This window comes from Anoxybacteroides voinovskiense (assembly GCF_014196205.1).
GTDB classification, from domain to species: Bacteria; Bacillota; Bacilli; order Bacillales; family Anoxybacillaceae; genus Anoxybacteroides; species Anoxybacteroides voinovskiense.
Genome location: NZ_JACIDE010000025.1, coordinates 22,112 through 44,916 on the forward strand (window position 1 = coordinate 22,112; position 22,805 = coordinate 44,916).

Annotated in this window: 18 protein-coding genes, 14 tRNA genes and 1 rRNA gene; 6 read left to right on the plus strand and 27 right to left on the minus strand. The window is 44.4% G+C overall.

The features are described 5' to 3' along the window. Window positions 1–2: 2 nt before the first annotated feature. Both GGR02_RS14180 and GGR02_RS14185 read right to left on the minus strand, forming a co-directional pair. A complete protein-coding gene (locus GGR02_RS14180; protein ID WP_183185647.1) occupies window positions 3–515 on the minus strand; it encodes a hypothetical protein in 513 nt (170 codons plus the stop codon). A gap of 20 nt (window positions 516–535) precedes the next feature. Next, on the minus strand, window positions 536–832 hold the full coding sequence (locus GGR02_RS14185) for a DUF2325 domain-containing protein (protein WP_183185648.1): 297 nt from the start codon (window positions 830–832) through the stop codon (window positions 536–538). A gap of 175 nt (window positions 833–1,007) precedes the next feature. Between GGR02_RS14185 and GGR02_RS14190 the strand changes: the two genes are divergently transcribed. Continuing rightward, window positions 1,008–1,169, plus strand: coding sequence for a DUF1540 domain-containing protein (locus GGR02_RS14190; RefSeq protein ID WP_183185649.1), 162 nt, complete (start codon window positions 1,008–1,010; stop codon window positions 1,167–1,169). A 227-nt stretch (window positions 1,170–1,396) separates the two neighbouring features. Beyond that, window positions 1,397–1,588 (plus strand): hypothetical protein, encoded by a 192-nt coding sequence (locus GGR02_RS14195; protein WP_183185650.1) that lies wholly within the window; start codon window positions 1,397–1,399, stop codon window positions 1,586–1,588. A gap of 130 nt (window positions 1,589–1,718) precedes the next feature. Here GGR02_RS14195 and GGR02_RS14200 read toward each other — a convergent pair whose 3' ends face one another. From GGR02_RS14200 to GGR02_RS14220, 5 genes are read right to left on the minus strand one after another with little or no spacing between them, the layout of a single operon-like run. Continuing rightward, window positions 1,719–3,182: an o-succinylbenzoate--CoA ligase gene (locus tag GGR02_RS14200; protein ID WP_183185651.1), complete on the minus strand. Its 1,464-nt coding sequence runs from the start codon at window positions 3,180–3,182 to the stop codon at window positions 1,719–1,721. A gap of 56 nt (window positions 3,183–3,238) precedes the next feature. After that, the gene (gene menB, locus GGR02_RS14205) at window positions 3,239–4,057 is read right to left on the minus strand and encodes a 1,4-dihydroxy-2-naphthoyl-CoA synthase (protein ID WP_183185652.1); all 819 of its coding nucleotides are present in this window, start codon (window positions 4,055–4,057) and stop codon (window positions 3,239–3,241) included. After that, the gene (menH, locus tag GGR02_RS14210) at window positions 4,047–4,871 is read right to left on the minus strand and encodes a 2-succinyl-6-hydroxy-2,4-cyclohexadiene-1-carboxylate synthase (RefSeq protein WP_183185653.1); all 825 of its coding nucleotides are present in this window, start codon (window positions 4,869–4,871) and stop codon (window positions 4,047–4,049) included. The genes menB and menH overlap by 11 nt, the downstream gene beginning before the upstream one ends. Continuing rightward, a complete protein-coding gene (gene menD, locus GGR02_RS14215) occupies window positions 4,871–6,619 on the minus strand; it encodes a 2-succinyl-5-enolpyruvyl-6-hydroxy-3-cyclohexene-1-carboxylic-acid synthase (RefSeq protein WP_183185654.1) in 1,749 nt (582 codons plus the stop codon). The genes menH and menD overlap by 1 nt, the downstream gene beginning before the upstream one ends. Continuing rightward, window positions 6,609–7,988, minus strand: a complete 1,380-nt coding sequence (locus GGR02_RS14220) for an isochorismate synthase (protein WP_183185655.1) — start codon at window positions 7,986–7,988, stop codon at window positions 6,609–6,611. The genes menD and GGR02_RS14220 overlap by 11 nt, the downstream gene beginning before the upstream one ends. A gap of 178 nt (window positions 7,989–8,166) precedes the next feature. Between GGR02_RS14220 and GGR02_RS14225 the strand changes: the two genes are divergently transcribed. The 3 genes from GGR02_RS14225 (at window position 8,167) to GGR02_RS14235 (ending at window position 10,818) form a co-directional block, all read left to right on the plus strand. After that, a complete protein-coding gene (locus GGR02_RS14225) occupies window positions 8,167–9,096 on the plus strand; it encodes a 1,4-dihydroxy-2-naphthoate polyprenyltransferase (RefSeq protein WP_183185656.1) in 930 nt (309 codons plus the stop codon). Window positions 9,097–9,169: 73 nt separating this feature from the next. After that, entirely contained in the window at window positions 9,170–9,940 is a 771-nt protein-coding gene (locus GGR02_RS14230) for a yteA family sporulation protein (protein ID WP_183185657.1), read from the plus strand. 83 nt (window positions 9,941–10,023) lie between these two features. Then, complete coding sequence (locus tag GGR02_RS14235; protein WP_183185658.1) at window positions 10,024–10,818, plus strand: TIGR00266 family protein; 795 nt, start codon at window positions 10,024–10,026, stop codon at window positions 10,816–10,818. A gap of 36 nt (window positions 10,819–10,854) precedes the next feature. Here GGR02_RS14235 and GGR02_RS14240 read toward each other — a convergent pair whose 3' ends face one another. Genes GGR02_RS14240 through glgB form a run of 5 tightly spaced genes read right to left on the minus strand, consistent with a single transcriptional unit; the run spans window position 10,855 to window position 18,766 of the window. After that, the gene (locus tag GGR02_RS14240; protein ID WP_183185659.1) at window positions 10,855–13,254 is read right to left on the minus strand and encodes a glycogen/starch/alpha-glucan phosphorylase; all 2,400 of its coding nucleotides are present in this window, start codon (window positions 13,252–13,254) and stop codon (window positions 10,855–10,857) included. Beyond that, a complete protein-coding gene (gene glgA / locus GGR02_RS14245) occupies window positions 13,244–14,695 on the minus strand; it encodes a glycogen synthase GlgA (protein WP_183185660.1) in 1,452 nt (483 codons plus the stop codon). The genes GGR02_RS14240 and glgA overlap by 11 nt, the downstream gene beginning before the upstream one ends. Beyond that, a complete protein-coding gene (locus tag GGR02_RS14250; protein WP_183185665.1) occupies window positions 14,692–15,720 on the minus strand; it encodes a GlgC family sugar phosphate nucleotidyltransferase in 1,029 nt (342 codons plus the stop codon). Before GGR02_RS14250 ends, glgA begins: the two co-directional genes overlap by 4 nt. A gap of 3 nt (window positions 15,721–15,723) precedes the next feature. Beyond that, a complete protein-coding gene (locus GGR02_RS14255; protein WP_183185661.1) occupies window positions 15,724–16,884 on the minus strand; it encodes a glucose-1-phosphate adenylyltransferase in 1,161 nt (386 codons plus the stop codon). Continuing rightward, window positions 16,835–18,766 (minus strand): 1,4-alpha-glucan branching enzyme, encoded by a 1,932-nt coding sequence (glgB, locus tag GGR02_RS14260; protein WP_183185662.1) that lies wholly within the window; start codon window positions 18,764–18,766, stop codon window positions 16,835–16,837. The genes GGR02_RS14255 and glgB overlap by 50 nt, the downstream gene beginning before the upstream one ends. A gap of 271 nt (window positions 18,767–19,037) precedes the next feature. Between glgB and GGR02_RS14265 the strand changes: the two genes are divergently transcribed. Further along, on the plus strand, window positions 19,038–19,988 hold the full coding sequence (locus tag GGR02_RS14265) for a cation diffusion facilitator family transporter (RefSeq protein ID WP_183185666.1): 951 nt from the start codon (window positions 19,038–19,040) through the stop codon (window positions 19,986–19,988). Window positions 19,989–20,056: 68 nt separating this feature from the next. Here GGR02_RS14265 and GGR02_RS14270 read toward each other — a convergent pair. The 15 genes from GGR02_RS14270 to rrf form a co-directional block, all read right to left on the minus strand. Further along, window positions 20,057–20,128, minus strand: a tRNA-Glu gene (locus GGR02_RS14270). 13 nt (window positions 20,129–20,141) lie between these two features. After that, window positions 20,142–20,234: transfer RNA gene (locus GGR02_RS14275), tRNA-Ser, on the minus strand. A 3-nt stretch (window positions 20,235–20,237) separates the two neighbouring features. Beyond that, a tRNA-Asn gene (locus tag GGR02_RS14280) sits at window positions 20,238–20,312 on the minus strand. A gap of 148 nt (window positions 20,313–20,460) precedes the next feature. Continuing rightward, window positions 20,461–20,534: transfer RNA gene (locus GGR02_RS14285), tRNA-Ile, on the minus strand. A gap of 6 nt (window positions 20,535–20,540) precedes the next feature. Continuing rightward, a tRNA-Gly gene (locus GGR02_RS14290) sits at window positions 20,541–20,611 on the minus strand. Window positions 20,612–20,779: 168 nt separating this feature from the next. Further along, window positions 20,780–20,855, minus strand: a tRNA-His gene (locus GGR02_RS14295). A gap of 8 nt (window positions 20,856–20,863) precedes the next feature. Next, window positions 20,864–20,939 (minus strand) — tRNA-Thr (locus tag GGR02_RS14300). 466 nt (window positions 20,940–21,405) lie between these two features. Next, window positions 21,406–21,481: transfer RNA gene (locus GGR02_RS14305), tRNA-Phe, on the minus strand. A gap of 168 nt (window positions 21,482–21,649) precedes the next feature. Continuing rightward, window positions 21,650–21,725, minus strand: a tRNA-Asp gene (locus tag GGR02_RS14310). 5 nt (window positions 21,726–21,730) lie between these two features. Beyond that, a tRNA-Met gene (locus GGR02_RS14315) sits at window positions 21,731–21,807 on the minus strand. A 435-nt stretch (window positions 21,808–22,242) separates the two neighbouring features. Continuing rightward, window positions 22,243–22,318, minus strand: a tRNA-Val gene (locus tag GGR02_RS14320). 7 nt (window positions 22,319–22,325) lie between these two features. Continuing rightward, window positions 22,326–22,397, minus strand: a tRNA-Glu gene (locus tag GGR02_RS14325). 13 nt (window positions 22,398–22,410) lie between these two features. Continuing rightward, window positions 22,411–22,501 (minus strand) — tRNA-Ser (locus GGR02_RS14330). Between the two features lie 4 nt (window positions 22,502–22,505). After that, window positions 22,506–22,580 (minus strand) — tRNA-Asn (locus tag GGR02_RS14335). Window positions 22,581–22,710: 130 nt separating this feature from the next. Further along, window positions 22,711–22,805, minus strand: a 5S ribosomal RNA gene (rrf, locus tag GGR02_RS14340); the annotation flags it as partial.

Genomic DNA, 22,805 nt, shown 5'->3' on the forward strand with positions numbered 1-22,805 from the left:
TTTTAACGGAAACGATGCGAAACGTCTACATAGACATCTTTTCGTTCCCCAGTAAGCAACGAATAAAATTCGACTTTGCTCAGAGCAATTCCTAAATCACGGCAAGCCGCAACGACACAAGCAAAATAACGGGAGCAACCCGCTTCATCTGCCTCCAATAAAAACTTGCGAATCACGCATTTTCCTTTGTCGTTATACGCCATATCAATTTCTATCCTTTTTTTCATCCACTTTGCCCCGTACTCTATTCGTTCAAACAACAAAAAGCAGTCAACACTAGGTTGCAAAAACTGAAGAAGATGGTCAATCGTTTTTACTAATACCGTATAATAATGCACCGGAGAATCAAACAAACGTTCATCAAGTGTTTTCCAATAGCGGTCAGTTAGCCGCAAAATAAACGAAGCAGACCGTACAGACGGAGAGGCTTGATAGTAATGAAAAATAATTTGCTTTACTACCCCTTCCACCGCTTGCTTCCAGTTTTGGTCCATAGACAAGCTGATGGCACTCATCGTATGTATCCCTCCATCGGTTAGTTCGCTTGTTTCGTTCCCATTTTTTGCAACACTGGATGAATCGAACTCCACGAACGTTTCACAAAATAAATCGGCTTTTCTTGGCTTTTCGCTTTTTGCTTAATCACTTTCGCTAAATTATGGTTTACATAATCGGTCATGACGAGCACAAGGTCGATATGTTCTGGGATGCCGCGCTTCACCATATTCACTTTTCGTCCGTCGAGATGAATAATTTCCTTAAACCCAGAGCTCACTAATTTATCAGTAATATTTCCTAAATGGTCCGCACCTACGACTAATAACGATGACATCTCGTTTCCCTCCATAAAGTTTATCTTTATCTTTATTCTAATTGAGAATGATTCTCTATGTCAATATTTAATGATAAATCTTCTCATCTAATTTTCTGCTTTTTTCCGTTATAACTTTTTTCACAGTGAACAAACTAACTGTGTAGTCACTTTTACGAAAATGGAGGGAAACGACATGGCAAAAGACGTGCTTTGCGAAGTAAAAAACTGTAGTTACTGGGCAAGCGGTAACCGCTGCAACGCAGAAGCAATTTACGTCGTCAGCAACGCTGGCACAATGGCTTCGAGCGCAGCAGAAACCGACTGTAAAACGTTTACCCCAAACCACCAAATGTAATGATTTAAGAAAAGCGCAAAGCGCACGCCTATCGGCGAAGATCGCACAAGCCCCACCGAGGAGGCTCGCCGCCGCAGCGTGGGGCGAGGCGACTCGAGCCGATGGCGCTTGAAGCTAGACAGCGCTCCACCTAATCGTAAAATTTTATACTTTCTTACCTTTTGAAAAAAGATGTCCTTTTTGGACATCTTTCTACTTACATTATCCACGAAAAGAGGGGCGTTCCGGTGAATAAAAAAGAAAGTTTGATTCGTTCCTTCCAACAAGAAGTAAAACGAGCTAATCAGCAAACGTTTCCTATGTATGTCGATTCTTTCACGAATTTATGGCAATACGAATTTGGAACGCTTGACGAACTGCCAAAAGACATTGAGCAACTCGTTGCTAATCGAGCGTTAGAGTTAGAATTAATGGAATAGAAAAAGAAAATTAGCTTTATCACGCCCACCTATCGGCGAAGATCGCCAAAGCCCCACCGAGAAGGCTTTGGCAATAGCGCTTAAAGCTAGATTGAAAAAGGGTGTCCGTCGACAATCGACTTAGACACCCCTATATTTTTGGCAAAAGGCGAACAAGTTCACGGCGTACTAATTTTTGCGAAGCGGTTCGCGGGAGGTGATCGACGATATAAATTCGTTTCGGCAGCTTATAGTTAGCAAGCTGTTGTTTGCAAAAGGCAAGCAACTGCTCTTCTGTCACATGACTCCCTTCTTTTATTTTGACAAACGCGCACGGCACTTGTCCCCAACGGCTATCTTCTATTCCCGTCACTCCTGCCTCTTCTACCGCTTCATGGGCAAGGAGCACTGCCTCAATTTCCGCAGGATAAATATTTTCCCCGCCAGAAATAATTAAATCAGAGCGGCGGTCTAGCACATACAAAAACCCTTCGTCATCCACATAGCCAATGTCACCTGTATACAACCAGCCGTCACGAATCGCTCGTTTTGTCGCTTCTGGTCGGTGCAAATATCCTTTTGTGACGTTCGGACCTTTCACAACAATTTCGCCCGCTTCATACGCACGTGCTTCTCTTCCCTCCAATTCAATCCGAAGCTGTGCAGGAAACAATGGCTTCCCAGCGGAGCCAAGCTTCGATAAACTATATTCAGGTGCCAATGTCACCATTTGCGAAGCCGTTTCCGTCATTCCATACGTTTGGTACACTGGAATACGTTTCGCACGGCACGCCTCTAGGAGCGGTTTTGGAGCTGGTCCGCCTCCGAGCAACATGCAGCGAAACGTGTTCGGATACACTCGGTCGCCTAACTCGTCGACCATTTGCTGCAACATCGCACTAACAACGGACATCATTGTTACGTTTCCACTCATAATGATGTCGTTTGCGTGTTTCGCGTTAAACGTGTTCAACAAATAAACGCTCATTCCGTAAATGACGCTTCGCATTAAAATCGATAACCCGCTAACGTGAAAAAACGGCACCGCCGCTAGCCAACAGTCATCTTCTCTAAGCCCTAAATTGAGTACAGAACCAATAGCGCTCCACCAATGGTTGCCGTATGTTTGCAATACTCCTTTCGGTTTCCCTGTCGTTCCAGACGTATACATAATGGTCGCTATATCATCGAGCGCATACTCTTGTTGTAGCGATGTTTCTTTTTGTGGCAATTTCGTTAATTCATTCGCTGTCACCGTCGGAACGGAAGTAGCTTCACCATATTGTGCCCACTCATCATCAACAATCCACCATCTCGCTTGGCTATCTTGCAGCTGCCAATCCAATTCACGGACGGTCAAGCGCACGTTTTGCAACAACACGACCGCTCCAAGATAATGAAGCGCATGAATCCATTCGACCATTTCGATGCGATTGCGCATCAGCAATGCAACGATCTCGCCTTTTCGCACGCCGAGAGAGGTCAATTTTTCTGCTTTTTTTACCACTTCCTCATGAAGTTCCGCAAACGTTTTTTGAACCACTCCATCTGAAGTAGCGATGCGATTGGGCGTTAAAAAAGCGCGCTGCATAAGCCAATTTGGCGTTTTATCCATCCTCATCCCTCCAATACAAAGAAACAGCTTGATATTCATCAAGCTGCTCGATTCGTTTACGGAAAACGTGGGAATTGTTTGAAGTCCGGTTTGCGTTTTTCTTTAAATGCATCGCGGCCTTCCTTTGCCTCTTCTGTTGTGTAGAACAGCAACGTTGCATCACCTGCGAGCTGCTGAATGCCAGCAAGGCCGTCAGAGTCGGCATTGAACGCTGCCTTTAAGAAGCGAATCGCCGTTGGGCTTTTTTCTAAAATTTCTTCTGCCCATTTGACCGTTTCTTCTTCTAGTTGCTCTAACGGCACGACTTTGTTCACAAGCCCCATTTCTAACGCTTCTTGCGCGTTGTATTGGCGGCATAAATACCAAATTTCCCGCGCTTTTTTATGACCGACGATGCGCGCTAAATAGCCAGCGCCATAACCGCCATCAAAGCTGCCGACTTTCGGGCCTGTTTGGCCAAAAATCGCGTTGTCTGCTGCGATCGTTAAGTCGCACACGACGTGCAACACATGCCCACCGCCAATCGCATACCCTGCCACCATCGCAATAACCGGCTTTGGAATGACACGAATTAATCGCTGCAAATCTAATACGTTTAGGCGTGGAATTTCATCGTCTCCGACATATCCGCCATGGCCGCGCACCTTTTGGTCTCCGCCAGAACAGAACGCTTTACCGCCCGCACCTGTTAAAATGATAACCCCGATGTTGGAATCGTCACGCGCATATGAAAAAGCATCGATTAATTCTTGAACCGTTTTCGGACGAAACGCATTATGTACTTCCGGACGGTTGATTGTAATTTTGGCAATTCCGTTATACGTTTCGTACAAAATATCTTCGTACTGACGCTCGGCAACCCATTCAATCGCCATTCTCTTTTCCTCCTTTTTCAATAAACTCATTTACTATTTTAGCAAAAATCTTCGGCTGTTCCACATGAATTGCATGCCCCGCGCAAGAAATTTTCACGAGTTGCGCATTTGACATCCGTTCCTGCATTTCTGCTGCAAGCTGACAAAATTTTTCATCCCATTCACCACAAAGGAGCAATGTCGGAATAGAAAGACTCTTTAAGTGCTCCCACCAAGACGGCTGGTTTCCTGTTCCCATGCCGCGCAAACTGTTTGCTAGCCCTTTGGCAGATTGGCTTAGCCGTTCGCGACGAATGTTTTCTTGTTGTTCGAGCGGAAGCTGTTTTTGTGTCGCAAAAAGGGGAAGTTGTTCCCATTTTTCCACAAAAGCAGCAACCCCATGTTGCTCAATCATTGTTGCCAATGCTTCATCGCTCTGTCTGCGTGCAGTTCGTTCTTCTTCTGTTTTTAATCCTGGTGAACTGCTTTCCAATATAAGCGTCTTTACGCACTGAGGATACCGAATCGCAAACGTTAGCGCCAACCGTCCGCCCATCGAATAGCCAAGGACGTGCACTTTCGCTATTCCTAATTGTTTTAGTAGTTCATAAAGGTCGATAGCGACGCTTTCGATCGTATATCGTTCGATATCGTCGGGGCAATCTGTTTTTCCATGCCCTATAATGTCTACCATCACCAATTTTCGCTCTTTCCATTCTGAAACAAACGGATACCATGTTTTCACACTTCCAGTAAACCCATGCAACAGTAAAAGCGGCTCACCTTCGCCCACCACTTCTACATAATATGACACACCGCGAAGCAACACGTTCATCATTTCCCTCTTTTCGCAAGAAACTGGGCGATTTCCTGGGAAACAATATTCCACAAAAAGCGATGTTTCCCGACATTTTCTTCTCTCGATGTGCATAATTCGATGACATGTAATCCTTTGTTATGAACAGATTGTTGAACATACTCGCGAAACTCATTCCATGTCGTTGCTTCGTAGTATTGTCCATCGTACATGCGAACGACATGTTCAAAACGCAAATTTGTCGGCGTCCCGAACAATGTTTCAAAATGGGTGCGATAATTTGCTTGCGGCAAAAACGAAAAGATACCGCCACCATTATTATTCATCACAATAATTGTCGCATTTAACTGGTGCAACTTAGCCGCAAGTAGCCCGTTCAAATCATGGTAAAAGGAAAGATCACCAATTACTAAGACGAGCGGTTCAGCCACTGCACTTGCGCCTAATGCGCTGGAAACGACCCCATCAATACCGTTAGCTCCACGATTCGCGAGGACACGAATTTGTTTGTCGTTTACCATAAAAAACGTATCGGCATCACGAATTGGCATGCTGTTTCCAACAAATAATAGCGACTGCTCTGGCAATAGTTCGGCTAATTCAATAAATACTTTTCCTTCAAATAACGAATCCTCGTGCTTCGCACGAAGAAGCACCTTTCTTGCCAGTTCGTTTACATCACGCCATAGCTTTGCCCATTCACTCACTCCTCGTTCGCTCCCGTATTGCACAAGCCGTTTGCAAAACTCCATTTCTTCACAATATACCATTCGTGATGCCATATAGGTCGGCTCACGCCATCCATCTCCCCCATCAACGACAATTTGCATAATCGACGGATCGCGCTTGAGTGTTAACGAAAGCGGCTTCGATACAGGCATCGCCCCAAATCGAATCACCACTTCTGGCAATAGGTGCTGAGCGATTGTTTCATCTTTCAAAATCGCATCATAACACTCGATAATCCAATCTTTCGCATGTATTCCGCTGCGCAATTGAGAAAGTGGGTCGGCTAAAATCGGATAACCAAACGTTTCAGCAAGCCCGGTTACCGCTTCAGCAAATCCAGGCTTGTCTAAATCGCCGCAAACAATCCAACCTTTTTCTATATGAGAAAGCTGCTCATACAGTTGCCGAAACTGTTCGTCTGCTAGCGTCTTTTGCCCAATCGTTACTTCTATACAGGAAGGAGCTTCCGCTTTGACTTGCTCCCACGTTTGCTCGGTAATAACAGGGACAAGCGGCTCGCGAAGCGGAAAATTCAAGTGAACAGGTCCTTGCGGCGCAAGCGTTGCTACTGCTGCGGCACGAGCAGCCATGACGCGCGCATAACGCAACATTTCATCGGAACTTTCTGGGAGCGCCATTTCTACAAACCATTTCGCATATTTCCCAAAAATATGAAATTGATCAATTGCCTGTGGCGCCCCGACATCGCGAAGCTCATGTGGACGGTCAGCCGTTAACACAATGAGCGGAACGCGCGAATAGTAAGCTTCTACTATTGCTGGAAAATAGTTGGCAACAGCTGTTCCTGACGTGCAAAGCAGAGCGACTGGCTTTCGCTCTGCTTTCGCCATCCCGAGCGCAAAAAAAGCAGCCGAACGTTCATCAATATGCAAATGAATGTTCATTTCTCGATGTTCTGCCATTCCAATCGCAAGCGGAGTCGAACGTGACCCTGGGCTAATGACCGCATGCCGCACTCCCGCTTTCACTAATTCATCGACAAACGCCGCGACATATAACGTTAACTCATCGTTCATCTTCGTTCACTCCTAAGGCGGATAACATTGGTTTTAATTTCACTTTCGTTTCCTCATATTCGCTTGCTGGGTCAGAATCGCCAACTACGCCGCAGCCGGCAAATAAAATGGCTTCGTTTCCTTGCAATAAGCCCGAACGAATCGCAACAGCAAACTCCCCATTTCCCAATCCATCCATCCATCCTATCGGCGCAGCATACCAGCCACGATCAAGCGGCTCAAGCACCCGAATCGTTTCTAGTGCCTTCTCACGCGGCGTCCCCCCTAATGCTGGAGTCGGATGAAGCCGTTCGACAAGTGAAACGAGCGAAACGTTGCGCCGGCTTTCTCCAATGACTGGCGTATAGAGGTGCTGAATATCTCGCATTTTCAATAACTGCGGACGCGGAGAAATATCGATAGTATCACAAATTTCCTCCATCGCTTCTTTTATCATTTCGACAACAAACTGGTGTTCTTTTAAGTTTTTTTCGTCTTGCAATAACCAATTTCCAAGTTCTTCGTCTTCCCGCATCGTTTTGCCACGGCGAATTGATCCGGCTAAACAGGTAGAATAGCAAACCGTCCCCTCTTTTTTGACAAGCTGTTCTGGAGAAGCTCCAATAAAACAGCGGCCATCTTGTTCAAAGGCAAATAAATAACTCATCGGCTGCTGCTCGCGCAATCGTTCCAATACTGCTACAACATCTAGCCTGTCGGCAAATGCAAACCGTTCTTCTCGCGCTAGCACGACTTTTGCAAATTCCCCTACCCGAATGCGGTCAATCACTTGTTCGACCGCTTTTACCCATTCTTCCTTTCCACGTTCTTCACAACGAACGAGTGGCGGAAGAGGAGAAGGGGAAAAATGGGCATCCAAATGAGTGAGTAGCTGCTGAATACGCGCTATTTCACCTTTTTCGGACTGCGAAGGCAAGGTAATCGTTACCGTTGCCTCACCATTTTTCACCGTTAATAGTATAGTCGGAACAACAAACGTTGCATCGGAAAAATGCTGCCACTGTTCGCTTTTTCGTTTCAATGGATCAAACGAAAACCCGCCGAAAAGAATGGGACACGCGCTTGTTTGGTTAGAATGAATTGTCGTTCGTTCGATAAAACGCTTCCACTCTGCTTCAACGGTCGCAAATCGTTCTTCATTTCCGTTGACAACGATTGTGTACGTGCAGCCAATTCCGACGTATGTCGCTTCATTGCTACGGTCGGACCAATAAAATCGGCTTTTAAAACCACTCTGTTCTCCTAAGTAAAAAAAGTGGAGAGGGTCGACCGACGGAATCGATTCGCTCCAGCTAACGAACGGCGTGCGCGCAGTTTTTATCATTGCATCCCATTGTTCTTTCGTTTTATGTTGAAATAAAGTCGTCACTGTAATCCCGCTTTCTTATCGTACTAAACTTTTTATAGCAAAAACCAATCACCTATTCCATTATATATAATAGGAAATAATTTATCTATGCCAAAAGGGTTGACACCTTCTTTCCGTTTACCTACACTTATTTTGAACGTTTTTTGAACAATTCTTTTATCCATAAGGGGTATGATGTATGCAATCACCATTACCGACACAACAATCATTTCAGTCGGAGCGGGATTGGCGCGTATGGTGGCGGCTAACGCGACCGCACACATTAACGGCTGCGTTCGTTCCTGTTTCGATCGGCACTGCATTAGCTTTTCATGAAACCGACATTCGCCTTTCTTTATTTGTAGCAATGCTTGTCGCTTCTTTGCTTATCCAAGCGGCAACGAATATGTTTAACGAATATTATGATTATAAACGGGGACTTGATTCAGCAGAATCGGTCGGCATCGGCGGCGCCATCGTTCGTGACGGCATTGCCCCAAAAACCGTGTTATCGCTTGCTGTTTCTTGCTTTATTGCTGCAATGTTCATCGGCATCTATATTTGCATCAATAGCAGTTGGTGGCTCGCTGCAATCGGTGTCGTGTGCATGGCGGCAGGCTACTTTTATACCGGTGGCCCACTTCCAATTGCCTATACTCCGTTTGGTGAGCTTGCTGCTGGTTTTTTCATGGGGGTCGTCATTATTTTAATTTCTTTCTTTATTCAAACGGGCAGCGTGACAATGGTGCCGATTGCCGTATCGGTTCCTATCGCTATTTTAGTCGGCGCTATTTTGTTAGCGAACAATATTCGCGACCTTGACGGCGACCGGAAACACGGAAGAAAAACAATGGCAATTTTAGTTGGTCGAACAAATGCCATTCGTATTTTAGCAGGCATGTTTATCGTTTCGTTCACATGGATCGTTGGGTTAGTTGCTTTTCATGTCGTTTCCCCATGGACGTTGCTTGTTTTCTTAAGCGTTCCGAAAGCAATCGCTGCAACGAAAGGATTCGTCGGCAAAACAAAACCGTTCGATATGATGCCTGCGATGAAAGCAACAGCACAAACGAATACACAGTTCGGATTTTTATTAGCAATCGGCCTTTTCATTAGCCATTGGCTGTAAACACGGTTTTATCGACCGTGTTTTTTTTCTGTTTTCGTCCATACTACATCGTAAAGAGAAAGGAGGACGTTGCATGTTATCCAAAGACGAACTAGCTTTTTTTCAACAACAGTTGCTGCAAGCAAAGCAAGAATTGGAAGAGCGGCTAAAAAATAATGACCATTTTGGCTTAGAACGAAGCCAGGCCCACGACTCCACTGGGGAATTAGCAAGCTACGACAACCATCCAGCGGACGAAGGGACGGAGCTGTATGAGCGGGAAAAAGATATCGCCCTTTATGACCATGCCGAACGAGAACTAGCAAATATTCATCGAGCCCTGCAAGCGATTAAAAATGGCACATACGGGCAATGTGAACGATGCGGGCAACCAATCCCGTACGAACGACTCAAAGCGCTGCCGACGACTACGTTTTGCAAAGAACATAGCCGCGATCAAGTCGTTTCCCAAAAGCGACCGCTCGAAGAAGGAGTGTTATTGCCTCCGTTCGGAAAATTCGACTTTGATGGGCGAGATGCCGTCATGTACGATGCAGAAGACACATGGCAAGAAGTCGCTCGTTACGGAACATCAGACACCCCGTCAGATGTATGGGAACACGTCGATCATTACAATGAAACATACGCAGAAGCCGATGAGCCGATTGGGTATGTTGAGGCGTTTGAAAATTTTGCTGCGGTTGATTTATACGGACAGCCGCTCCCTGTTTATCCAACAAAGAAACATGAACAATTAGAAGAACTATTAGACGATGAACAAATAATGTCAAACATCGGAGATTTTCCCGCCTATGAAAAAGAACCGTATACAGAAGCGAAAGCTCATAGCCAAGACCATCGGTAAAGATGGTCTTTTTTTGAAACAAAAAGGAAAGACTGATCGTAATACAGAATACATACGATAAAACTAATTTTTGAGGTGAAACAATGAACGCACATGACATTGATTACCAATTATATGGTGATGACATGCAGTTTGTAGAAATTGAACTAGACCCGCACGAAAGCGTCATCGCCGAGGCAGGCGGCATGATGATGATGGAAGACGGGATTGAAATGGAAACGATTTTCGGGGACGGATCTAGTGCCAACAAAGGTCTTTTTAACAAATTAGTCGGTGCTGGAAAACGGCTACTAACTGGAGAAAGCTTGTTTATGACCGTGTTTACTAATCGTGGAACGAGCAAGCGGCGCGTATCGTTCGCTGCCCCATATCCAGGAAAAATTATCCCTGTCGATTTGAGCGAACTTGGTGGCAAAATCATTTGCCAAAAAGATGCGTTTCTTTGTGCTGCGAAGGGAGTGTCTGTCGGCATCGATTTTCAACGAAAACTCGGCACTGGGTTTTTCGGCGGTGAAGGGTTTATTATGGAAAAATTAGAAGGGGACGGCCTTGCCTTTTTACATGCAGGAGGGACGATTTACAAACGGCAGCTGCAACCAGGAGAAAAATTGCGCATTGATACCGGCTGTCTCGTCGCCATGACAAAAGAAGTAAATTACGATATCGAGTTTGTCGGGAAAATTAAAACCGCCTTTTTCGGCGGCGAAGGATTGTTTTTTGCTACCCTCACCGGACCTGGAACCGTTTGGGTACAGTCATTGCCTTTCAGCCGCCTCGCCGATCGAATTATTGCATCCGCTCCTAATGCTGGCGGACGGTCTGTTGGCGAAGGGAGCATTTTCGGAGCGATTGGCGATTTGCTGAATGGGGATGATTAATTGCTCGCGGAGGGAGGCTACTCCCTCCGCTTTTCATTATATAAGCGGTTTTATTTTCCAAATATCACTTGCATACTCTTGAATTGTCCGGTCGCTGGAAAAATAACCGGAATGAGCGATGTTAATGGCACTCATTTGCAGCCAACAGTCACGGTTTCTATAGGCAGCTTCTACTCGCTCTTGCGCCTCTGCGTAAGCCGCAAAGTCACGCAACACAAAATATTCATCATTTTGCATTAATAAGGAATCGTAAATTGGTTCAAAATGGTCGTGTGCATCACGGAAAAAACCGTTGACAAGTTGGTCAACTACTTGCTTAATTCGTCGGTCGTGATGGTAGTACTCGTGCGCACGGTACCCACCATTTTGGTAATAATCTAACACTTCCTGTGCCGTTAAGCCGAAAATAAAAATATTTTCTTTCCCGACTGCCTCTAAAATTTCGATATTGGCACCATCTAACGTACCGAGCGTAATCGCCCCGTTCATCATAAATTTCATATTCCCAGTCCCTGACGCTTCCTTGCTAGCAGTCGAAATTTGCTCGCTCACATCCGCCGCTGGGAAAATTTCTTCCGCTAACGATACGCGATAGTTCTCTAAAAAAATTACTTTCAGTTGTTCGTTCGTTTGCGGATCTCGATTAACTTTATCCGCCAACGAATTAATGAGCTTAATAATTCGTTTCGCATAGTAATATCCAGGGGAAGCTTTTGCTCCAAAAATAAACGTACGTGGATAAATGGAAAAGCTCGCATCTTCTTTTAACCGGTTATACAAATACATAATGTGCAGCACATTAAGCAATTGACGCTTATAAGCATGAAGCCGTTTTACTTGCACGTCAAAAATAGATGATTCATCAACAACGATGCCCGTTTGTTCATATATCCGCTTTGCAAGCAACGATTTTCGTTTTTGTTTGACTTTTCCTAGTTCTTCACGAAAAGACGTATCAAACGCATACGGCTTTAAATTAAGCAACGTTTCTGGCTCTTTAATCCAACCATCGCCAATGGCCTGCGTCACTAATGAGGACAACTCTGGATTTGCTTTTAAGAGCCAGCGGCGGTGGGTAATGCCGTTCGTTTTATTGTTAAACTTTTGCGGAAATACTTCATAAAACAGCTTCATTTCCCGATGTTTCAAAATTTCTGAATGAAGCTTTGCCACACCATTAACGCTATAGCTTCCAACAATGGCTAAGTGCGCCATCTTCACTAACCCGTGCGCAATAATCGCCATCTCTTCGATTCGTTTCCATTGTCCAGGGTATCGGTTCCATAGCTCCCGACAAAACCGCTCATTAATTTCTTCAACAATCATGTAAATACGCGGCAGAAGCGGCTGAAAAATGCGAATCGGCCATTTTTCCAATGCTTCCGATAATGTTGTATGGTTTGTATACGAAATCGTACTCGTCGTAATGTGCCAAGCATCTTCCCAGCTCATACCTTCTTCGTCTAATAGTACGCGCATCAGTTCAGGAATGGCTAATACTGGATGCGTATCGTTTACATGGATCGCCACATGTTCGTGTAGCTGATACAAATGACCATGTTGGCGGCGATGAGCGCGGACGATGCTGCCGATGCTAGCCGCCACAAGAAAATATTGCTGCTTAAGCCGCAATATTTTCCCTTCATCGTGTGCATCATCAGGATATAAAAATTCCGAAATTGCCTCTGTTTCTCGCTTATATTGCATCACATTTTTGTTCGTCGGGAACGTTTTCGCCGGCTCTGCGTTCCAAAGCCGAAGCGTATTCACTGTTTTCGCTCCGTACCCAATGACAGGCATATCGTACGGAACGGCCATCACTTTTTCGCTGTCGACATGACGAAACGTTAGCCGCCCCCCTTCCGAAGAAACGTCCACCTTTCCCCAAAAATTCACTTCCACCGCTAAATCTTCTTTCCGTACTTCCCATACATTCCCATGCCTCAACCATTGCTCTGGGAGTTCTACTTGAAATCCATCGACAATTTTTTGGTCAAACAACCCGTGTTTATAGCGAATGCCATACCCATGCCCTGGCAAATTAAGCGACGCTAGCGAATCTAAAAAACAAGCAGCGAGGCGGCCAAGGCCGCCGTTCCCTAATCCTGCGTCTGCTTCACTTTCTTCAATATCCTGCAAATGAATCCCTAAATCGTGCAGTCCTTCTTCTACCACCTCGTGAATACCAAGATTTAACAAGTTACTCCCAAGAAGGCGCCCGAGTAAAAACTCAATCGATAAATAATACACTTTTTTATGGTTGTTCGCTCGACAGCGCTCATTCGTTTGAATCCAGTTTTGACTTATATACTCGCGAACCATATTCCCTAACGTCTGATATTGATCCCGTATAGTTGATTCTTCAAACCGCTTCCCATGCATCATCTCTAATTTTTTTAAAAACACCGCTTTAAACTCTTCTTTGTTAGAGAACACGACTCCCACTCCCAGCCATTAATTCGTCGTAAAGCCGATTGTACTTAAACGCCGATTGCGCCCAGCTATAGTCTCGGCTCATTGCTGCTACCACTAACTTTTCCCATACCTCTTTTTGATAATAAAACCCGATGGCGCGCCGAATCGTATAGAGCATGTCGTGCGCATTAAAGTTTTGAAAGCTAAAGCCATTTCCTTCTCCCGTGAATTCATTAAACGGCTGCACCGTATCATTAAGCCCGCCGGTTTCGCGCACGATCGGTATCACACCATACCTTAAAGCAATCAGCTGTCCAAGCCCGCACGGTTCAAATAGCGATGGCATTAAAAACAAATCCGCACCGGCATAAATTTGATGTGCCAATTCTTCATGAAAACCGATGTACACTTTCACTTTATCCGGATACGTAATCGCCATTTCATTAAAAAAATGTTCGAATTCCCAATCGCCAGTCCCTAAAACAACAAACTGCACGTTTTCCGCGATAATTTCGTGAAAAACGCATTTTACTAACTCTAACCCTTTTTGCTTTGTTAAGCGAGTGACCATTGCAATGATCGGAACGTCTTCTTCGTTTGGCAATCCAAATCGTTGCCGCAGTGCCTTCTTATTAATTTCTTTCCGCGCAATCGTCGTCTGATCATAAGGAACCGCAATGTATCGATCTTTTTTTGGATTGTATATTTCATCGTCAATCCCATTTAAAATTCCCACTAAATCGTGTTGACGTGCCCGTAATAGTCCATCCAATTTTTCTCCATAATACTCTGTTTGAATCTCTTCTTTATACGTCGGGCTAACGGTGGTTATTATATCACTCGCAACAAGCGCTGCTTTCATAAAACTAACATTCCCGTAAAACTCCACATGTTCCATCGTAAAATAGCGGTCGCTTAAATTAAGTAAGTCTCCTAAAATTTCTCGCGGAAAAATGCCTTGGAACTGGAGATTATGAATGGTAAACACGGAACGCATCTGTTGGTAAAACGAATTTTTTTTATACTCCTCCCGCAACAAAAACGGAATCATCCCTGTATGCCAATCATGGCAATGAATAATGTCCGGTTGGAACGAAATGGCAGGCAAAGCGTCTAGCGCAGCACGGCAAAAATACGAAAACCGTTCCCCATCATCGTAATGCCCGTATAAACCGTCACGTTTAAAATAATATTCGTTGTCGATAAAATAATACGTAATCCCTTGGTGCTCGAGCATTTCGACGCCACAATATTGCCGTCTCCACCCCACACGGACAATGAGTGTTGCTATTTTTTTCATTTTCGCACGATACATTTCAGGAATCGTACCGTACTTCGGCAACATGACACGAATATCGGTTCCGAGCCGTTTTAGTTCTTTTGGCAACGCCCCTGCGACGTCTGCTAGCCCTCCTGATTTCACAAATGGCACACATTCTGATACAACAAACAATACTTTCACTGGCTCATCAACACTCCTTGTACAGTACCTTTTCGAATAATAAACGGGCGATGTTCTGCTCCTGTTATTTTCACATCATTCTCGACTTTTGCATCTTTATCGATGATGACATGCTCCAATTCACATCGTTCACCAATTTGCGTTTTTTGCATAATGACACTATTTTTCACGACTGCTCCTTTCCCGATTTTCACACCACGAAACACGATGCAGTTTTCTACATGTCCTTCAATGACACAACCGTTGGCAATCATCGAATTTTTGACAACGGCATCTGCCGTATATTGTGTTGGCGGCTCATCTTTCACTTTCGTATAAATCGGACGTGACTGGATAAATAATTGTTTCCATACATCTGGTTGAAGCAACTGCAAACTATGGTGAAAATAGCTCTCGACAGAATCAATCACTGCGACATAGCCGTCGTGCTCATAGTGACAAACATTCAAGGAGTGAAATGGGTTATGAACAACATCACCAATGCTGTTATAACCTGTTTGCACTCGATTAGCAATTAAATCAAGCAACAATGACGTTTCTAAAACAAACATTTCAAGGGAACGACCTTGGTAGCGTACTTCTGTAATATCGCATTGACTCGCAATATGCTGCTCTAACACGAGCCGATAATCGATATTGCAAACGGTATAGCTATTGCAAATAAGCGCATACTTTTGTTTGCTACGCAAGAAATAATCAATATGTTGTTCGAAATGCTGAAACGCTCCAATTTGTGACGATGGAAGCGGCAAATCTGGCGATGGGAAGAAAAAAAGCCCGTCTCTCTTTCGATTCAAATCCCAATTTTTCCCTGAGCCTAAATGATCCATCAGTGACCGGTATTGATACTTCGGAAAAATCGCGACACTTTCTATTCCAGAATTAACCATATTCGATAACACAAAATCAATCAAACGATACCTTCCTGCAAACGGAACAGCCGCCACCGAACGATGAGCAGCAAGGTTCTGGAGCGGCTCCATATATGTCGTAGCATCAATCACACCTAACATCATTTTCACTATTGCTCATCCTTTCTCGATCGTTTCCGACCTCTGTTGTTCCAACCATTCTTTTGTAACCAAGACAATTTCTTCAGGCATCGACGGGCGAATGACCGTACCTGCTGGAATTTCTAACGCTGACGGGACAATCGCTTTTTCCATATATACATTTTCGCCAATCGTTGCATCCGGCATAACAACACAATCTTTTACTACCGCTCCTTTTTGAATATGTACACCTTGAAACACAACGGAATGCTCCACCTCTCCTTCGATGACGCATCCTTCGTTCACTAACGAACTTACGACAGACGCGTAGGCAGCGATATACTGCGGCGGCTGATTTGGATTAACCGAATAAATGCGCCACATATGGTCAAACAAATTTAACTCACATTCTGGATTTAATAAATCCATGTTCGCTTCCCACAGGCTTTTTACCGTTCCGACATCTTTCCAATACCCTTTAAACGGATAGGCAACAAGCCGCTTTCCTTCATGTAATAACAACGGAATCACATCTTTGCCAAAATCGTGGCTAGAATGCGGGTTGTTATTGTCTATTTGTAAATATTCTCTTAACAACGGCCAGCTAAAAATATAAATCCCCATCGATGCTAAATTATTTTTTGGATGTACTGGTTTTTCTTCAAATTCAATAATTTCCATCTGTTCGTTCGTATTCATAATGCCAAAGCGGCTCGCTTCCGACCAAGGCACTTCAATGACCGAAATCGTCACATCCGCCCCTTTTTCGATATGATAATCCAACATTTTCGCATAGTTCATTTTATAAATATGATCTCCGGAAAGGATGAGCACATAGTCAGGGTCGTATTGCTCGATATAATTGATGTTTTGATAAATCGCATGTGCCGTTCCTTCGTACCACTTCACTCCGGACGATTCAGAGTAAGGTGGCAATACTGTGACGCCACCATCTCTTCGATCCAAATCCCATGCGCTTCCAATCCCAATATATGAATGCAATAAAAGCGGCTGATACTGTGTCAATACCCCAACAGTATCAATACCTGAATTTGTACAATTACTTAACGTAAAATCAATAATGCGGTATTTTCCTCCAAACGGAACAGCAGGCTTGGCAAGTTGTTTCGTTAAAGAGTTTAAGCGGCTACCTTGACCGCCGGCCAATAACATGGCGATGCACTTTTTCTTTCCCATCGTCAGTTCGCTCCTCTCGTTTTCGCATTGGGCGCAATACAGAAATTCCAAACGGTGGAATTGTCATTTGCACATGATAAGGCTTTCCGTGAAACGGCTCTTCTTTCGCCGCCAGCGCCTTTTTATTTATATGTCCCGACCCACCAAATGCAACGGCATCGCTATTAAACGCTTCTTTATAAGTTGTCTGCAATGGCACCCCAATTTTATAATCATGATAAACGACCGGCGTAAAATTGCATACGACGATTAATAAGTCATTCTCTTTCGTTCCTTTTCGGATGAATGAAAAAATGCTTTGCTCTGCATTATGGACGTCAATCCATTCAAATCCTTCCGGCGAATGATCCAATTCATAAAGCGCCTTATACCGTTTATAAAACTTCATTAACTCTTTCACATACTCATCCATTTTTCGATGCATCTCAAAATCAAACAGCATCCAATCTAACTGCTCTAAATCTTTCCATTCATCAAACTGGCCGAACTCCCCACCCATAAACAATAATTTTTTCCCTGGATGTGTTACTAAATACCCGTAAAGCAAGCGCAGTTGCGCAAATTTTTGTTCATAAGATCCCGGCATTTTGTTCAACAACGATTTTTTTCCATGCACTACTTCATCGTGGGAGAATGGCAAAATAAAGTTTTCTGAATAAGCATATAGAAGCGAAAATGTCACTTTATGATGCAGCGATTTCCTTTGCTCCGGCGTAGCTTCCATGTACGTTAATATATCGTTCATCCAGCCCATATTCCACTTATAATTAAAACCTAATCCTCCTTCGTACGTCGGAGAAGTAACGCGCGGCCAGTCTGTCGAATCCTCGGCAATCATCAAGACAGAAGGGTCATAAGCAAAAACAACTTCGTTTAACTTTTGCAAAAACTCGACAGCATATGGATTGGGGTGACGTACATCGCTATTTGGCCAGTACAGCATGTTGGCAACTGCATCTACCCGAAACCCATCAATATGAAAATACTCCATCCAAAATAGCGCATTCGAAATAAGAAAGCTACGTACTTCTCGTCTTCCTAAATCAAAATTCGCTGTACCCCATACAAAATTTTCACGATCTTGAAAATTGACATACTCATATGTTGGTTCCCCGTCAAATAAGTAAAGGCCGTGAGCATCTTTGCAAAAATGGCCAGGAACCCAGTCTAAAATAACGCCAATTCCCGCTTGATGACAGCGATCGACGAATGCCATAAAATCACGCGGAGTGCCGTAACGACTTGTCACTGAATAGTAGCCAGTTCCTTGGTAGCCCCACGACCGATCGAGCGGATGCTCAACAAGCGGAAGCAGCTCTATATGCGTAAACCCGTGTTCTACAATATAAGGAATCAATTCATCAGCTAATTCTTGATACGTATAAAAACTTCCATCGCTCTTTTTTTTCCAAGTCCCGAAATGAAGTTCATAAATAAACATCGGCTGGTGATAAATAGGCTTTCTTAGTTTTTTCCGTTGCCACGCTTTATCATTCCATTCGTATCCTTCCAGTGAGTAGACAATAGAAGCAGTTTGCGGACGGAGCTCAGAATAAAAGGCATACGGATCTGCTTTTAATAACACATCACCGTTTTTCGTAACAATTTCATATTTGTATAAATGTCCTTCTAAATTTTCTGGAACAAAAATCGTCCATACCCCTTGTTCACTTACCTTCACAAGCGAATAATTGTTCCCATTCCAATGATTAAAACTCCCTACAAGCCGAACTTCACGTGCATGAGGAGCCCATACACAAAACCTTGTCCCTGTTATCCCATTTTCGTTTATAATATGTGCACCAAACAACTTGTAGCTTTTATATAGACTTCCCTCATGAAACAAATGAATTTCAAAATCTGTTAAGGTTGTAGCGAGCAAACATCATCGCGTCCTTTCCTTTATAAGTTTTACAGTTATTCTATATATTCCACACGTTCCGATAAATTCCTTGAACAAAATGTTTATATTTTTTGACAACTTTCAACATCAGTTTTGCCTACATATTTCCCAAATTATCATTTGCATTTTTTCAGTTAGTTGCATATAATTAAATTAAATACTTAATTATAATAATTATTATTAAAATAATTATTATATTTTAATAATTATAATTATTTTATTGTAATAAATATAAAATGAGGGGTGTATGATGTACGACTATCACCATCTTCCACACATGAAACAACAAAGCAAGTCGAAAAAAGCGCTTTGGACTACGCTTATACTAACAGTATTTTTCACATTGGTCGAAGTCATTGGTGGGATTTTTTCCAATTCGCTCGCTTTGCTGTCTGATTCGGCGCATATGGCTTCGGACGTGCTAGCACTTGGCTTAAGTATGGTGGCACTTTATTTAGCGTCACGACCGCCAAACAAAACATTTACTTTTGGCTATTTACGGTTTGAAATTATTGCTTCGTTTTTGAACGGGTTAGCACTCGTCATCATCGCATTTGGCATTTTTGTAGAAGGCATTCGGCGATTCATCCATCCAGAACCGATCGATTTTTCCCTAATGTTAACGATTGCTTCGATCGGATTAATCGTCAATATCGTATTAACGATTGTTTTAAGCCGCAGCACAAAAGAAGAAGAAAATTTAAACGTGAAAAGTGCACTTTGGCACTTTATTGGTGATCTTCTCAGTTCCATCGGGGTAATTATTTCTGCGGTTATTATCTACTTTACCGATTTTTATGTAGTCGACCCGCTTATTAGTATGGTAATTGGGGCAATTATTTTTACAGGCGGAGCAAAAATTACACGCGAGTCATATTTGATTCTCATGGACTCTGTTCCCTCCCAGTTCGACCTAGAACTTGTTCGTGCCGATATTCGCAGTATAGAAGGGGTAGAAGACGTCCACGACACGCACATATGGTCCATTTCTTCCGATCACTACTCGCTTACCGCCCACGTATTTATTAATGAGAAAGTTCAGCCATTTTGTGTGATTCTAGCGATTAATGAGATGTTGGAAAAAAAATACGGGATTAAGCACGCGACAATTCAAGTAGAACATGCGTCGTTTCACAACCATGGGGAATATGGAGAACAATTTCTTCATAAGAAAAACGAAGGGACTTCGCTTTCTATATAAAGCAGAAGTCCCTTTGTCCATTACAATTAAATAAAAAATCACTATGCTGCATGCATAGTGATTAATGATGACCCGTACGGGATTCGAACCCGTGTTACCGCCGTGAAAGGGCGGTGTCTTAACCACTTGACCAACGGGCCGCACATAAGAAACTGGCGGAGAAGGCGGGATTTGAACCCGCGCGCCGCAAAGACGCGACCTAACGGTTTAGCAAACCGTCCCCTTCAGCCACTTGGGTACTTCTCCTCATGGCTCCGCAAGTAGGATTCGAACCTACGACCTACCGGTTAACAGCCGGTTGCTCTACCGCTGAGCTATTGCGGAATATACTCTCCTAAAAATATATCCAAAAACAACCTACTGCCTCTTCCTCTACTAGCTTACTCGAAGAAGCTGGATGCGTCGAGGCAACTCGTAGCAAACTCACTGATGCTTCGCTCGTGGCTGAGCTATTGCGAAATGTTTAGGAAAGTGGGCCTAAGTGGACTTGAACCACCGACCTCACGCTTATCAGGCGTGCGCTCTAACCAGCTGAGCTATAGGCCCATGGAAAGCGGGTGATGGGAATCGAACCCACGACATCAGCTTGGAAGGCTGAGGTTTTACCACTAAACTACACCCGCATATTGCATACTACTATTATTTTTATTTCTGCGACGCATTGTCCATGCCTCTTCCTCTGCTAGCTAATTCGAGGATGCTGGATGCGTCGAGGCAACTCGTAGCAGACTCATTGATGCATCGCTCGTGGCTGAGGTTTTACCACTAAACTACACCCGCGCAATTTTGGATGGGGCGACTAGTGGGAATCGAACCCACGAATGCCAGAGCCACAATCTGGTGCGTTAACCACTTCGCCATAGCCGCCACATTTCTGGTGCCGGCTGCAGGACTTGAACCCGCAACCTACTGATTACAAGTCAGTTGCTCTACCAATTGAGCTAAGCCGGCATACTATGTTAAACTCTCCGTACCAATTACATGCTTTATGTGCCTCTTCCTCTACCAGCTAATTCGAGGAAGCTAGATGCGTCGAGGCAACTCGTAGCAGATTCACTGATGCGTCGCTCGTCTCTACCAATTGAGCTAAGCCGGCATACTAAGTTAGACTCCTCGTACCAATTATATGCTTTATGTGCCTCTTCCTCTACCAGCTAATTCGAGGAAGCTGGATGCGTCGAGGCAACTCGTAGCAGATTCACTGATGCGTCGCTCGTCTCTACCAATTGAGCTAAGCCGGCATACTATGTTAAACTCTCCGTACCAATTACATGCTTTATGTGCCTCTTCCTCTACCAGCTAATTCGAGGAAGCTAGATGCGTCGAGGCAACTCGTAGCAGATTCACTGATGCGTCGCTCGTCTCTACCAATTGAGCTAAGCCGGCATACTAAAATTCAAAATACTCTTTATGAAAATGGTGGCTCGGGACGGAATCGAACCGCCGACACAAGGATTTTCAGTCCTTTGCTCTACCGACTGAGCTACCGAGCCATAATATAATATTCACTGTTTATTTGGTTTCTGCATGGCACTTGTTTTTGTCGCTTCCCGACTGTGCCTCTTCCTCTACTAGCCGTTTCAAGGAAGTTCGATGCGTCGAGGCAACTCGTAGCTTATTCGACGATGTATCGCTCGTGGCTACCGAGCCATAATATATAGTGGCGGTCCCGACGGGACTCGAACCCGCGATCTCCTGCGTGACAGGCAGGCATGTTAACCACTACACTACGGGACCATTTTTGGTTGCGGGGGCAGGATTTGAACCTGCGACCTTCGGGTTATGAGCCCGACGAGCTACCGGGCTGCTCCACCCCGCGATGATAAAAAATAAATAAGATTTTTGCTATGCTCTATGTCTCTTGGGCTGCCTCTTCCTCTGCCAGCTAATTCAAAGAAGCTGGATGCGTCGAGGCAACTCGCAGCGAATTCACAGATGTGTTGCTCGTTGCTCCACCCCGCGATGATAAAAGATAAATAAGATTTTTGCTATGCTCTATGCTTCTAGCCGCCCCACTCTCAGAAAGCTTGCTCAAGTAGCAGTTCGAGTGGTGCGCTGTAGCTTTTTCACAGAAGCTTATTCGGGCGTGCTCCACCCCGCGATGATAAATAAGAAAATAATTGGTTTCTATGCTCCATGCTCTTTTGGCCGTCCCGCTCTCAGCATGCCTATTCAAGCTGTGGCTCGAGCGGTACGCTGTAGATTTTTCACGGAAGCTTATTCGATCGTGCTCCACCCGCGATGATACGAGTTATGGTGGAGGATGACGGGATCGAACCGCCGACCCCTTGCTTGTAAGGCAAGTGCTCTCCCAGCTGAGCTAATCCTCCAGAAAAATGACCCGTACGGGATTCGAACCCGTGTTACCGCCGTGAAAGGGCGGTGTCTTAACCACTTGACCAACGGGCCATATTATTAATAGTGGCGGAGAGCAAGGGATTCGAACCCTTGAGGCGCTGTTAACGCCTACACGATTTCCAATCGTGCTCCTTCGACCACTCGGACAGCTCTCCAAAATGGCTCCGCAAGTAGGATTCGAACCTACGACCTACCGGTTAACAGCCGGTTGCTCTACCGCTGAGCTATTGCGGAATGCTCTTTTAAAAATATATTTCAAAACAATCTACTGCCTCTTCCTCTGCTAGCTAATTCAAAGAAGCTGGATGCGTCGAGGCAACTCGCAGCAAATTCACCGATGTGCCGCCATAATCATTTATATTCCGCCTAGCAACGTCCTACTCTTGCAGGGGCGCTAGCCCCAACTACCATCGGCGCTGGAGAGCTTAACTTCCGTGTTCGGGATGGGAACGGGTGTGT